This window comes from Terriglobus sp. 2YAB30_2 (assembly GCF_052114765.1).
Lineage (GTDB): Bacteria > Acidobacteriota > Terriglobia > Terriglobales > Acidobacteriaceae > Terriglobus.
In genome coordinates, this window is record NZ_JBFRFJ010000013.1 from 63,682 (window position 1) to 78,060 (window position 14,379).

Annotated in this window: 7 protein-coding genes and 1 pseudogene; 5 read left to right on the forward strand and 3 right to left on the reverse strand. The window is 56.9% G+C overall.

Annotated features, from left to right (window positions below; all coding sequences use genetic code 11):
• The first annotated feature begins 2 nt into the window (after nucleotides 1-2).
• The 3 genes from fucP to AB4Y89_RS18180 all read left to right on the forward strand — a co-directional run bounded on the left by fucP (nucleotide 3) and on the right by AB4Y89_RS18180 (nucleotide 6,367).
• Nucleotides 3-1,331 carry an L-fucose:H+ symporter permease gene (gene fucP, locus AB4Y89_RS18170; RefSeq protein ID WP_442302355.1) on the forward strand — a complete coding sequence of 443 codons (1,329 nt, stop codon included), beginning with the start codon at nucleotides 3-5 and terminating at the stop codon, nucleotides 1,329-1,331.
• A 15-nt stretch (nucleotides 1,332-1,346) separates the two neighbouring features.
• On the forward strand, nucleotides 1,347-2,672 hold the full coding sequence (locus tag AB4Y89_RS18175) for an enolase C-terminal domain-like protein (protein WP_442302356.1): 1,326 nt from the start codon (nucleotides 1,347-1,349) through the stop codon (nucleotides 2,670-2,672).
• 392 nt (nucleotides 2,673-3,064) lie between these two features.
• The gene (locus tag AB4Y89_RS18180; RefSeq protein WP_442302357.1) at nucleotides 3,065-6,367 is read left to right on the forward strand and encodes a carboxypeptidase regulatory-like domain-containing protein; all 3,303 of its coding nucleotides are present in this window, start codon (nucleotides 3,065-3,067) and stop codon (nucleotides 6,365-6,367) included.
• Nucleotides 6,368-6,444: 77 nt separating this feature from the next.
• Here the strand turns inward: AB4Y89_RS18180 and AB4Y89_RS18185 are convergent, their stop codons facing one another.
• Nucleotides 6,445-7,500, reverse strand: a complete 1,056-nt coding sequence (locus tag AB4Y89_RS18185) for an alginate lyase family protein (RefSeq protein ID WP_442302358.1) — start codon at nucleotides 7,498-7,500, stop codon at nucleotides 6,445-6,447.
• Between the two features lie 263 nt (nucleotides 7,501-7,763).
• Between AB4Y89_RS18185 and AB4Y89_RS18190 the strand changes: the two genes are divergently transcribed.
• The gene (locus AB4Y89_RS18190) at nucleotides 7,764-9,638 is read left to right on the forward strand and encodes a PAS domain-containing protein (RefSeq protein WP_442302359.1); all 1,875 of its coding nucleotides are present in this window, start codon (nucleotides 7,764-7,766) and stop codon (nucleotides 9,636-9,638) included.
• 131 nt (nucleotides 9,639-9,769) lie between these two features.
• Nucleotides 9,770-10,638, forward strand: a pseudogene (locus AB4Y89_RS18195) (putative bifunctional diguanylate cyclase/phosphodiesterase).
• Nucleotides 10,639-10,820: 182 nt separating this feature from the next.
• Here AB4Y89_RS18195 and AB4Y89_RS18200 read toward each other — a convergent pair.
• Together AB4Y89_RS18200 and AB4Y89_RS18205 are read right to left on the reverse strand one after the other, a co-directional pair.
• Nucleotides 10,821-12,161, reverse strand: a complete 1,341-nt coding sequence (locus AB4Y89_RS18200) for a DUF1501 domain-containing protein (RefSeq protein ID WP_442302360.1) — start codon at nucleotides 12,159-12,161, stop codon at nucleotides 10,821-10,823.
• An 18-nt stretch (nucleotides 12,162-12,179) separates the two neighbouring features.
• Nucleotides 12,180-14,240 (reverse strand): DUF1800 domain-containing protein, encoded by a 2,061-nt coding sequence (locus tag AB4Y89_RS18205; protein ID WP_442302361.1) that lies wholly within the window; start codon nucleotides 14,238-14,240, stop codon nucleotides 12,180-12,182.
• Between the last annotated feature and the right edge of the window lie 139 nt (nucleotides 14,241-14,379).

Genomic DNA, 14,379 nt, shown 5'->3' on the forward strand with positions numbered 1-14,379 from the left:
CGATGGCCGCTTCACAGAAATCGCACGCACCGGGCATCTTCCCCAAGGGAAACATGGCGGTCTTTGTCCTTGTGACCGTCCTCTTCTTCCTTTGGGGCATGTCCAATAACCTCACCGACATCCTGGTACAGCAGTTCCAGAAGTCGTTCGAGCTGACGCAGATGCAGGCCCAGTTGGTACAGACGTCTGTCTTCTTTGGATATTTCTGTATGGCGTTGCCGGCAGCCTTCCTGATGGAGCGGCGCGGCTACAAAGCGGGCATCCTGGGCGGACTCTTTCTCTTCGGCACGGGCATGCTGATGTTCTGGCCGGCGGCCGTCGTCGGAAAGTATTGGACGTTCCTGACGGCCCTCTTCTTTGTCGGCTGCGGATCAGCCGTGCTTGAGACCGCCGCCAATCCGTTCATCGCGCAGTTTGGCCCCTCTGAAACCTCGGTACAGCGGCTCAATTTCTCTCAGGCATTCAATCCCCCCGGAACGATTACCGGTGTCATACTCGGAGCCACCTTCATCTTCTCCGGCATCGAGCTCAAGCCTGCGCAGGTCGCGGCCATGAAGCTCCAGGGAACCTATCAGAGCTACCTGCATAGCGAGATCATGCGCGTTGTCCCGGTCTATCTGGGACTTGGCTGCGTCGTCTTCTTTCTGGCGTTTCTGATCTGGCGAGTCCGCTTCCCGGCTATCGACCAATCTGTGGAGGCTGCCGGCGGAGAAGCCGCGATGTTTTCGGATCTGTTGCATGCTCCGCGGCTGTGGTGGTCTGTGGCGGCGCAGTTCTGCTATTGCGGAGCGCAGATCAGCACATGGTCCTCTCTGATCCCTTATCTCCGTCAGTACACGACACTTACAGAGAAGAAGGCAGCTTACTGGCTGATCGGAAATCTGATCGCATTCTCTGTCGGCCGCTTCGCCGCAACCGCCCTGATGCGCTGGATCCGGCCCATGCGGTTGGTTCTCGCCTATGCCGTGATTAATCTGTGCCTGTTGTCAGTCTGCATCACCCATCCCAGCCTGGTGGGCGCGGGCGCGATTCTCGCAACCAGCTTCTTTATGGCCCCGATGTTTCCGTCCATCTTCGCTGTTGGCGTGTCGGACCTCGGCCCAGCAGCGAAGCTTGGCGGCTCCACCATTGTCATGGCAGTCGTGGGCGGCGCTATTATTCCGCCGCTCCTCGGTTATGTCGCCCATCGCTACTCCAGTTATGCCCTCGGTTATTCCGTTACAGCGGTCTGCTATCTGTTTGTCGTTCTCTACGCGTGGATGATGGCAAAAAGCATTCCAGTCGCCGAACAAGCAGCTACAGCACAACCTGCAACCGGTATTACCCACTAGTGGAAGGAACACACCGTGAACGATCTTCGCATTGAACGTATACGAACTATCGACCTTCGCTTCCCGACATCTCGCGAGGCCATTGGCTCGGATGCGGTCAACAAGGATCCTGACTATTCCGCCGCCTACTGCATCCTGGAAACAAACTCCGGACTGGAAGGTCATGGGCTGACGTTTACTCTCGGACGCGGCACAGACATCGTTGTCCAGGCTCTCGACTACCTTGCCAGGACCGTCAAAGGCCGCACACTTTCCTCCATCGTCTCCAACTTTGCCGCCTTCTCCCGCGAGCTTACCGATGAGAGCCAGTTCCGTTGGCTCGGTCCGGAAAAAGGCGTGATTCACCTTGCCACCGGCGCCCTGATCAATGCGGTCTGGGACCTTTACGCCAAGGTGGAGGGCAAGCCGCTTTGGAAGCTGCTTGCGGAGATGGAGACCGAACAGCTGCTTTCAGCAGTCGACTTCCGGTATATCGACGACGCCATTTCCCGCGACGAGGCGAAAGCGATCCTCGATGCCGGAAAGGCCGGCATAAGCGAACGGCTTGCCCAGCTTCAGGCGGAAGGTTACCCGGCTTACACCACCTCAGCCGGATGGTTCGGCTTCAGCGACGAGAAGATCAGGCGCCTGTGCCATGAAGGCCTGGCCGATGGCTGGACTCACTTCAAGCTGAAGGTTGGCGGCGATCCAGCGGACGACCTGCGCCGCGGACGCATCGTGCGCGAGGAGATCGGCTGGGAGAATCGCATGATGGTCGATGCAAACCAGAAGTGGGGCGTCTCCGAATCCATCGATCGCATTCACCAGTTGCAAGAGCTCGAGCCCTGGTGGATGGAAGAGCCCACCAGCCCTGACGATATCCTTGGCCATGCGCGAATCCGCCGAGAGTGCAAACCGACACGCATTGCCACTGGGGAACACTGCCATAACCGCGTGATGTTCAAGCAGCTCATGCAGGCCGAAGCCATTGATGTCTGCCAGATCGATAGCTGCCGCGTCGCCGGAGTCAACGAGAACATCGCTATCCTGTTGATGGCGGCAAAGTTTGGCATCCCGGTATGCCCGCACGCAGGCGGTGTAGGACTTTGCGAGTATGTCCAGCACCTCTCGTTCTTCGACTATCTTCGTGTCTCGCGGAGCCTCGAAAACCGCGTGATCGAGTACGTCGATCACCTCCACGAGCACTTCCTGCATCCTGTCCACATCCGCAAGGGCAGATACCTTCTGCCGGAAGCACCCGGCTACAGCATTCAGATCTATCCGGAATCGCTGGAGACCTATCAGTATCCCGGTGGCGCTGCGTGGGCCGAGCCGTCGTATCAGGAGCAGCACGTCCGCTAATACTGAGCAACGCCATTACCCTGCAACTGCCGCCTCTCCAGGCGGCAGTTTTGCTTTAAATAAACGAAATCTCCCTTATTTCATTTATGAAGAGTTGTTTTTCCTTAGCGACAGAAGAAATTGAGAGAAACGACGTCTTTCACCTGTTCGTTTTCTCATACGCGATAGCTTCCTGCCGCACGTCAAATCTACAAATAACGGGACATTTCTCCATCTTTTGGAATATCGACGCGCGCACTGGCACCCTTTTGATTCCATTGCAATTCTTGTCTTTATTCCATATACGAGAATTAATTTTTACCCTTGACAATCGAAAATCCTGACAAACAGACTGGCCAACATCCCTCGGGGGTATAAAAACAATGATCCGAACTGCAGTACGCATCCTTTGTGTGGCCACGTGTCTCGTTTTCTTCTCGTCCATGGCCGTTGGACAGCTCACCACGGCGACCCTTTCCGGAGAGGTCCAGGACAATACCGGAGCGCTCATTCCGAAAGCTCACATCACCGCCGTCAATACAGACACCGGTTTTACCCAAAGCACAGACAGCAATGACCGGGGAGCCTGGCGCATTGATCTGCTTCCGGTTGGCGGATATCGCCTGACCATCAAGGCTGAGGGATTCAAGACCTTCGCACAGTCAGGCATCGTCCTGAGCCTGGGGCAGTTTGCCACGGTCAATGCGGCGCTCCAGATTGGCGACACTTCTGAGACCATCAGCATCAACTCGGACGTCCCGCTGGTAAATGTCACGAATTCTGTAGTCGGCGCCACAGTGCAGAACAGCGAGATCGTCAATCTGCCCATCGTGAACCGTAACGTCTATGACCTGTTGACACTGGTTCCCGGCGTACAGACGAACACCACCTCCTACACTCTTGGTTTTCCGCAGCAGACTGTTCAGATCAATGGTGGTGTCATGCTCGGCAATGCCGGTTCCACCAGCTATTACATGGACGGCGGCACGAACATGACGGGCCTGCGCAATACCGGGAATACGCAGCCTAATCCAGACGCCGTCAATGAGTTCCGTGTGGAGACCAATAACTACAGCGCAGAGTATGGCCGCTTCCCGAACGGCGTCATCAACGTCATCACCAAGTCGGGCACAAACGCCTTTCACGGCTCACTTTTCGAGTTCTGGCGAGAGAATGCCCTCAATGCTCTTGACCGCAGCTTTGTAGCGTCCGCTCCTGCGGCGCAGCCGTTGCACCGCCATCAGTTCGGCGGTACCGTCGGCGGCCCGATCAAGCGCGACAAGACCTTCTTTTTCTTCAGCTATGGTGGCCTGCGCCAGATCACGACAACGCCGATCAGCAGCGGTGCAGCCGTGGTTCCTTCAGCAGCCCAGCGGTCGGGTAACTTCAGCGAGAATCTGCCTTCGGGGCCGGCGGCGTCTTCCTGTCAAAGCGGCACATCGACCACCTTCTACGTCTGCAACCCAAAGACCAACAAACCGTACGCCGGCAACATCATTCCGGCATCTGACCTCGACGCGACAGTGCAGAACATCCTCAAGGGCGCCAACGGTCTGCCATCGATTCCCTTGCCGAACGGCGCCGGCAACACGTACGCCGGATATATCCGCAACCAGAACAACACCGATGAATTCCTGATGAAGGTCGACCACCAGTTGACCGCAAACCAAAGGCTCACCGGCGAAGTCTTCGAAACAGCGGGCATCAACTCCCAGAACGCCGGCGGCAACCTGCCGTGGTCACAGCAGAACTATGTCTGGCGTCAGTGGAATGCCAACATAAGCCACGTTTATACGATCAGCCCTACACTGATCAATCAGGCGTGGATCTCATTTGCGCGCAACCTGGGCGGCCGTGTGAACACCCCGGCACACCAGATCGGCGAGTATGGTTCGAAGTTCCAGGTTCAGGGGACTCCATCGCTTCCTCAGATCGCCGTCAGTGGCTATTTCACCGCCGGTAACGCCATCGCCGGCCCGCGCGCCGGCTCCAACTACTATGAGGTGCGCGACACCATCATCTGGACCAAGGGCAAACATTCCCTTCGTTTCGGCGGCAATGCAGCCCTCGACAAAGACATCCAGGAATCGCTGCTGAACAACTACGGCATCTTCAACTTCACGTCAGCGAAGTCGCGCAGCTACAACGCTCTATCGGACTTCCTCCTGGGACTTCCCAATTCCATGAACCAGGACGCGCCTAGCATTCAGCGGATGAATAGCTGGTATGCCGGTCTGTTCCTGATGGACGACTACCGCATTACCTCCAACCTGACCTTCAATCTCGGCCTGCGCTGGGACATACAGACACCTCCAGTCGACACCGACAACAAGGTGGAGAACTTCAAGTTCGGTCAACAATCAACCACCATCTCCAGTGCTCCGATCGGATTGCTCGTACCTGGCGATAAGGGTGTCTCGCGCGGCATTGTTCCGGTCCACTGGAATCACTTCTCTCCCCGTGTCGGCTTTGCATGGGATGTCTTTGGCAACTCGAAGATCGCGGTTCGCGGTGGCGCCGGTATCTTCTGGGGCAGTATCTCCGGCAACGAATGGGGAGCGGCCGGTCAGCCCTTCTCCTTCCGGGCATCCTTCTCAAACGTGAAGTCGATCACCGATCCCTACGCCAATGTGGCGGGCGGCTCGCCTTTCCCCTACAACTACACACCGTCCGCTCCCCGCTTCACCGCTCCGTTCTCTGTCCCTGGAACGGATCCGAACTTCGACTGGACGTCGACCTATCAGGCGAACCTTACCGTCGAGCAACAATGGACCTCCACCTTTGCAACCTCCGTGGGCTACGTTGGGGCCATGGGGCGGCACCTTCCGTACACAACGGACGTCAACTACCCCATGCTGGTGAACGTCGGCGCCGCTACGCCTTCCACCAGCAACGTCGATCAACGCCGGCCGTACCAGCCGAATCCTCCGCTATCGACCGGCACGGCCACCAACTACCAGGGCATTCCCATTACCTACCAGGGAATCAATATCTTCGGCTCCAACCAGACCAGTGCCTATCACGCGATGCAGGTGACGGYGAACAAGCGCATGAGTCAGCACTTCACGGTGCGCAGCTTCTACGTGTGGGCTAAGAACTGGGCCAGCCTTGGCATGCAGAACAGCACCGCTTCCGTGGCCAACCAGACGAAGCTCTGGCTGGAACGTGGCCGCTCTGACAATGACTACCGCCACATGTTCACCACTTCCGTCGTGTGGATGCTGGACTACTACAACGGCAACAACCGCTACATCAAGACCGCGGCCAATGGCTGGCAAGTCTCTCCGATCGTCCGCTTTCGCAGTGGAGCTCCATTCACCGTCACCAACGGTGCTGATACCAACCTTGATGGTACGAACAACGATCGTCCTAATATCGTCGGCAACCCATACCTTGATGCTCACCGTTCGCGGAACGACGTCATCAATGCCTGGTTCAACACGGCAGCATTCGTTGCTCCAACCACCGCTACCGAAGGCACGACAGGACGAAATACTCTGGACGGCCCGGGATCGAAGTCCGTGGACGTTGCCTTCTTCCGGAACTTTGCACTCTGGGAGAAGACCACGCTGCAGTTCCGTGGCGAATTCACCAACGTCCTGAACAATGTGAATCTCAGCAATCCGAATGCGACCCTGAATTCACCCAACTACGGCAAGATCACTGGCGCAAATTCGATGCGCCAGACGCAACTCGGTGTTCGCCTGACCTTCTAACCAGCACTACTCCAACGGAAAGAGGCCAGCTTTGAGCTGGCCTCTTCTCTTTTGTCTCTCATAAACCGGAACAACCATTATTGTGGCGGAAGCCCGCCCAGGTACATGTAGCTGTGGCTAGGAGCCGCAGCGAGTAGCTTTGTCGTGACAGGATCGGGAAAACGGCGATTGTAGGGTTCGGCCCAGCCGATCGCCTCCCCGGTCGGTGGATCAGGACGCTCCTGCGGAATCCCCGTCTGCTTATCGAAGAACGAGGAATCGACCAGACCTGCCGTCGAGATCGCAATCAACTTCTTCAACGCCCCGGCGTCCTCCGCATAAAGATCAACGCCGTTCGGCAGTCCAAGCTCTGCCAGCATCACGAGCGGTGATGCAGCATACAGGTGATAGTGCAGGGCACGCTTGCCACGGCGCATCTCTTCCGCAAGTGTGCCGTCGGGCCGGATTGCCGCGATCCCGGCTTTCGCCTGCTGCATCGCCCAATCAAAGTCGCTGGGGTTATTCGCCGCAATCCCGATGGCTGCCAGTTCCACTGCCGCCCAGTAGAAGTGGTTCTGGGCTCTGTTACCGCCGCTCTCTTTCGCGCGGTCCTCATAGAACTTCATCGTCTGCGCGCCCACCTTCTCCAGCCATGGCAGAATCAAAGTGCGCTGCGCCGCCGTCGTCTTTGCCGGCCCTCCGACCTTCAGATACGCAATGGCTTCCGCACCCACAACCCATCCCTGGACAAAGTAGGCCTGTGAGGACGACATCTTTCCTGTCAGCGCACCTTCTTTTGCCTGCACTTCCAGGTGCTGCAAGACGCACTTGGCCGCCTGTGCAGATCCGGTCTTTCGAAACTCGTCGGCCGCGGCGACCATCAGATCACCTTCGCGCTTTACCGGACCGGAGGACTCCGCATATGCCTTCTGCTTCACCGGATCAATGATGGAGTGCGTCGGATCGTTGTCTGCGTAGAAGCCATCCGTGACAAAATCCACGGGCAGATGTGCCGGCTCCGGGCAGCTATATGCCGCGCTGGTCTCCTTTACTGGATGCGCATCCCAGGGCGAGTGATACGCGGGGGCGGCAAACGCCACGCTTTTGATCGAAGTTGCAACAAATAGGACAAACGCATACCGAGACATCGTCATGGGAAGGTAACTCCGGGCTGAACCGTAATGGAATGTGAGGCTTCTTCGGTAACATCGAACGAAGGTTCAGAGCGCGTGAACACCGCTCCTCAGAAGCATGCCGATCATAGCACCGGGCCTGATGAAACGTGTCGCTCAAAGAGCGTTGGTATGCCATCAAAGATGGGTCTAGGGCGTTTCTGTCATGAAGCGGTAAGATTGTCGTCGATTCGTTGTGGGCATCTGAGGTGCCGAGTTCTAGGTCAGCTGTCGCCCAGGTTTCTATGTCATGTGCCGTGCTGCGTGTACTCTTTCTTGACAATCGCGAGGCGGATATCCTACCGATCCGGCATGCGCTCGAGTCAGCGGGCCTGCCGCATACCTATCGCGTCGCAGCTACAGGAACACAGCTCAGAAGGGCACTCGCTTCTTCCGGCTGGGATATCGTCATCTGCGCAGATTCCGTTCAGGAGCTCCCCGTCCTGGTTTCGCTTCAGATCGTCCGTGAGCTTGCCCCGGCACTCCCCTTCCTCCTCATCTGCGGAAAGGCCTGCCCTGAGCACATGGACACCCTGGTGAAAGCAGGCGCGCAGGACTATCTCCAGAAAGACGACCTCACCCGCCTGCCCTTCGTCGTGCTGCGTGAGTTGCGAACAGCAACGGAACGGCGAACGAGAATGCAGACCGAGTTTGCCTTGCGCCGAAGTGAGGAGCGTATCCGCCTCGCCGCCGGAGCTGCGAATCTCGGCATCTGGTCCTATAACGTTGCCGCCAATGTCATTGATTGGGATGCGGAGTGTTACGCCGTAGCCGGTGTCTCGCCGGGAGTCATCATCACTCCAGAACTCTTTGAATCACTCATCCATCCCGACGATCGTGTCCGGCGGCGAGAGGTCTTGGCAGAGGCAATTCGGCAGGGCTCCGAGGCGAAGATGGAATACCGCCTTGTGCGTCCCGACGGTGGAGTACGTTGGGTCCTGAGCCATGGACGTGTTTATCTTCACGAAGATGGAACCGTCAAAGAGATCGTGGGCGTAGCTTCCGACATCACCGATCGCAAGGCTGCAGAGCGAGCGCTTCGGGCCAGCGAAGCACGCTTCCGCAGTCTCAGCGCATCCAGTCCGGTAGGCATCTTTCAGGCCGACCTGCAGGCGAACGTCTCCTATACCAACCCTCGTCTCCAGGAGATCTGGCACATGAATGAATCGGAGATCCTTGGACGAGGCTGGACCGCTCGCATCCACCCAGACGACGTCACCCGTCTTGTCGAAGGCTGGTCTGATGCAAGCAGCCGCGGATTTTCCTTCGAGATCGAATACAGATTGCTGCTGCCCGATGGAGAGACCCGATGGATCTTCGGCCGATCCACCGTCTTCTTCAACGAAGCGGGTCTGCCGATGGGGACGATTGGAACCGTGGATGACATTACGGATCGGCGAAGAGCAGAAGAGAGCCTGCGCCGAAGCGAGAAGCTGGCAGCAGTCGGCAAATTGGCCTCGATGATCGCCCATGAGATCAACAATCCGCTTGAAGCCGTAACAAACTTCATCTATCTGGCCGAAACCTCCAGCGAAGTCAATGAAGAGACGCAGTCATACCTCAGAGATGCCCAGCATGAACTTCAACGCGTCTCCCAGATTGCGACACAAACCCTTCAGTTCCATCGTCAGAGCAACCGTCAGACCCGCATCGCGCTATCACAACTGCTGGAGTCTGCGCTGGCACTCTTCGCCCGCCGGCTCAACGAGCAGCAGATCACGGTAGAACGAGACTTCGCAAACGTGCCTGCCATTCTGATTCACGCCTCAGACATACGCCAGGTGCTGGTCAACCTGCTAAGTAACGCGCTTGATGCCATGGCCGGCACGCCTGGGAAGTTACGGCTGCAGCTCCGCCGCGTCTCCACCTCCGCCGACGGCACAGACCGTGTTCGCATCACCGTTGCCGATACCGGCCCCGGAATGGAGTCAGCAGTCAAAGCACGTATCTTCGACGCTTTCTTCACAACCAAAGGGGAAAAGGGTTCGGGTCTCGGGCTATGGGTAAGCGGAGAGATCATCGCCAGACATGGCGGCAGGATTCAGATCCGCAGCCGTAAAGCTGAGTCAGGCGGCGGTACGGTCATCTCGTTCACGCTTCCTGTGAACAGCTTCGAATAACCCTCTTCTTATGGCCGGTCCAGGCTCTCATAGAGCTAGAGCATTTCCCTGTAGAGCTTCTGCGTTCATGGGCGTTTTCCATAGTGAAAACGGCCGCTGCACACCCCTCCCGAATAGCCAGCAACAGGGAAATGCTCTACGAGGCTAAACTGGGAGGCCGAGGAAAGCATCGGCTCTTTGATCCGGAGCTTCATAACAGAGGTGTCAATCGGCGTAAATTGGAGAGTGACCTGCGAAGCGCCTTTGAGCGCGAACAGTTCCGTGTCCATTACCAGCCGATTGTCTCTCTCGATACAGAAACCGTGCATGGATTTGAGGCTCTCCTGCGATGGGACAGGCCGGGAATCGGCATCGTCGCTCCAGGGCACTTCATTTCCGCAGCCGAAGAGATGGGGCTGATTATTCCGCTCGGAGCCTGGGTGATGCGCCAGGCCTGCGCCCAGATCGAAGAGTGGAACCGCCGCTTCAACACTCGGTGAACGTCTCGGCAAAGCAATTTGCGGACCCCGATCTTCTGAACTCTATTTCGTCCATGCTGGAAGAGACTCGTCTTGCACCGGAGTTCATGACCGTTGAGATCACAGAAACCCTCACCATGACCAATGCGGCTCAGGCGGAAATCACCCTCAAAAAGCTGAAGGAGATCGGTGTCGGGATTAGCTGCGACGACTTCGGGACGGGCTTTTCCTCGCTAAGCTATCTCCACCACTTCCCTTTGGATACATTTAAGATCGACCGGTCTTTCATCTCGTCGGTAGACTCCCTCCGCAATCCAGGCAGAATCGTTGAACTGATCATTACTCTCGGTCATCAATTGGGGATGGAGTTGGTCGCAGAAGGAATCGAGACCAAGGAACAGGCCGACAAGATACGGTCTCTGGGATGCGAATTCGCGCAGGGATATTTTTTCTCCTATCCCCTGGCGCCCGAAGCGATTACAAACTCCCTTTCTCAACCAGATTCCGGTACAGAGCTTTCTGCCCTGCTCGCACTTCAATAAACAGGCCAGGACGCAAAATGTAACGTTCGCGGTCTGAATACGGCAGCTGGTGTGGTGCAGCGATCTGCGTGCTTTCAGGCTTTGGCGCCCCGATGTTCGCGTTCCGTCTGACGCCGTGTCTCCGCCATCAACTGGATGGCTGCATACGGCTTATCTGGAGTAGTTCCAGGCGAGCACGATCTCTATACAAACCCCAGATTGCTGGTGCTGAAGCTTCCAATGTTCGGGAAGACGAGTGGAAGCTGCGCAGCACTCACACCGAACCATTGCGCCAGCGTCGCAGCATACTGCACCGTCCCCGTCGTCGGAACCCAACGTCCATTGGAGCCGGAATCATCTGGACCGCCAAGCGCCAGTGTCGGGAAGGTTCCGTACATCTTTCCGCCTTTCACCGCACCGCCAATCACGAAATGATGCGATCCCCATGCATGGTCACTCCCTGTGTTGGAGTTAGGCTGATACGTCCGGCTGAAGTCTGACATCGTAAAGGTCGTCACATTGGATGTCACGCCTAGCTCCTGGATCGCCTGATAGAAGGCCGCAATTGCAGGGCTGATCTGAGACAGCAGCGTGCTCTGCAGCGTGAGCTGATCGGAGTGGGTATCGAAGTTACCGATCCCGGCAAAGAAGATCTGACGGCTCACGCCCAGGGCCGCGCGAACCTGGATAACCTGCGCCACCTGTGCAAGCTGCGCGGCAAGTCCGTTGTTCGCTGGAAATACAGTCTGCAGCTTGGGAACCGAAGCCGTGGCGGCAGCCAGAATCCTGGAATAGTTGTACGCATTCGCCGTAATTGCATCATCTGCCTGCACCAGTGTTAACCCGCTGCTGAACGTCAACAACGCCTGGGCCGTTGCCTGCCGCGCGTTACACTCCGCTGTACTTTCTGAGCATCCTGCAGCGCCCAGATTTCCCGGACTAATGGACACCGGTGTGCTCGCCTGGCCATTGCAGAAGAGTGTGTCGCCAGCCACAGAAGTAATCATTGGTATCAGACCGTTTGGGTTATACGTCGTATTCAGCACATCGGCAATCCGGCCGGCCCATCCCGTCGGGGTCGCACCGCTCTGCGCGGCGTTCTGCCACTCCAACTGCTGGTCAGGGTGGGAGAAGAGATTACTGGGAAGCGACTGGTTTGCCTGGTATTGGGCCTTCGTAATCGGCTTTATCAGGGTGCCCACATTCGCCACAATGGCGGCATTGTTACTGTTGAAAAGCGCCTGAATGTCAGGAAGATTCGGATTCAAGGCAAAAGCCGGAAGAGCATTCAAGGGAAGAAGCTGGTTCTGAGCAAGCGCCAGCGGCCCCCGAACGCCCGCGTAGCTGTTATAGCCAGCCGCGTCGTACGGAATAAATGTGTTGTTCGCGTCATTGCCGCCATACAGGAAGACGCAGACCAATGCCTTGTAGTCCTGTGTCGATTGTGCCAGGGCGTTGAGTGCACCAAATGGACGAAGACCTACTGCATTGCCTGCAGCCGCCAGCGATGCATAGCGAATAAAACTACGGCGCGAAGGACGCATAACCGGAACTCCTTTTGACTAGTGCAGAATCTTGTATTGCGATGACGTAGTTACCAGGTACAGTGCAACGCGAACACGCTGCCCCATATCAGTCAACGAGCTGATGTGGTTGACGATGGCCGTACGCATCTGGGATGGCATCTGACCGTGCATGAAGAGAAGGCCAAGCGCATCGACAAGATCCCCCGGTTTAGCCGCTAGCGTACCCCACGAGCTCTTCGCTGAAAGATCAACGCTAAAGCCCGAAATCTTGTTGGAGACAACCGTATTTGCCAGGGTCAAACGCAATACCACGCTTGCCGTGTTCTCCAGGCTGAACTCGGGAGCATTTGTAGACGTACCGGGAATGACATATTCCGGAGGGAAGAAGTTAAAGACGCTGGGGGAGGCATACGGCTTTTCGCTGAGATTCGCCGTGTAATTCCCAAGAGTGTTGTAGGACGCGTTTGCCACAACATCGTTTCCCGCTACGGCATCGTTGTTGGTAAATCCCAAACCGCGCATCATGTTGGCCAGCCAGAGCACGGGCTCTCGAAGATGACCGCCCTCCGCCGCGGGATCGGTATCGCCCGCGCGAGCCTCCTTGTCGGTGAGAATCGCACGAACGACAGCCTTCATATCTCCACGCACATTGTTCCCGTTGTTTGCGAACACGGCAACGACACGCTGCACATAAGCGGGGCTCGGATTACTAGCCACCAGATGTTGGATCAACTGGCGACAAACAAACGGGCCCACATTCGGATGGGTAAAGATGTTATTCAGTGCACCATCAAGATCCTGCATGGAACTCTGTCCTGCCGGCAGCGTAGTACCGCTCAACAGGATTTTGGCAGCAGTGTCGTGATTGGCGTCGACAGCAGCCATCGGCATCGTATAGTTTGCGGTCCCGTTTGGGAACTTCGCAGGACTACCGCCGGTCGACGTGGCATACGTCCATCCCGTAAAGGCGCGTGCAAACGCCTGCACCTGGTCCTGTGTATAAGCCGGGATCATATTATTGCTGCTATCCAGCTTAGGGGTGCCGTCATCGTTCAGCAGAAACAGACCGGTGGTGAACAATTGCATTAGTTCGCGGGCGTAGTTCTCGTTGGCAATCTGTGGAACTCCATTTACAGTGCCCGGTTTGTTGCTGTTCAACATATTGAGGTAAGCGCCCATTCCCGGTGAGAGCGTTACATCTTTCATGATGGTGGAGAAGTTTCCGAAGGCGTCATTCACCAAGACGTTCTGAAAGGCCGCGACCGCACGCGAATTAACCGAATTCGTCGAAATGACAAACATCTCGGCAAGAGCAAATGCGACCCGCTGACGAAGCTGATCGGGGGCCGTAAGTGTTGCCTGCCACCATTCCGACTGCAGACAGGGCACAAGAGTCGTTGCACAGACGGTCGGCGGAGTCGTTGGAAATAACGCCAGCGTCGTGGGCTGCATCGCGAACTGTTCGTTCAGATATCCGTCAACACCGATGGATACAACGTGTTGAATATCGGGCAAGGTCGGCCCAAAGGTGGCCTGATCCAGCAGGCGGGCGGCGGCAGTAACGGCTGCCTGGACTGTCACCTGTGCATTCACTGAAGATGACGCCGATCCACCGGGGTCGGGATTAATAACAGTCACGGGGATCGTGTTGACACCCTGGGCGAGGTTCAACGTACAGATTGCCGTCAGTTGCGTTGCTGTAGTCAGTGCGGGGGAAACGGTCTGCCCCTGAATCTGGACCTGGGCTCCACTTACAAAGCCAGTTCCTGTGACCGTGACGGTATACGCCGGTCCAAGACCGATCACCGTGGCAGAACTGACAACAGGAAGCGGGTTAAGAATTGACTCCGTCACAGAAGCTGTTGCCGACGAAGATGCCTGACTTACCGCCGTGATGGTTACTGTATTCGGGCTGGGCAGGATGATCGGTGCGGTGTAGAGTCCGGAAGCCGAGATCGTCCCGATTGCCGACGAGCCGCCTGCGGTTCCGTTCACCTGCCAGGTAACACTAGTCTGACTCGTGTTCGAGACCGCTGCGGTTAACTGCGTGGTGGAACCCAGGCGAACCTGGCCCCCTCCCGTGATAGTGACCGTCACGGGACCCGCAGGTGCGGATCGGCCACCTCCACATCCAGTAAGGAGCGGCAGAGACACCACACTCATCAACACGATGCGAAATAGACAACAGGAACCAGGGTGAAAAGAGACACAAGAACGCATAGCGCCAGACTCCTGT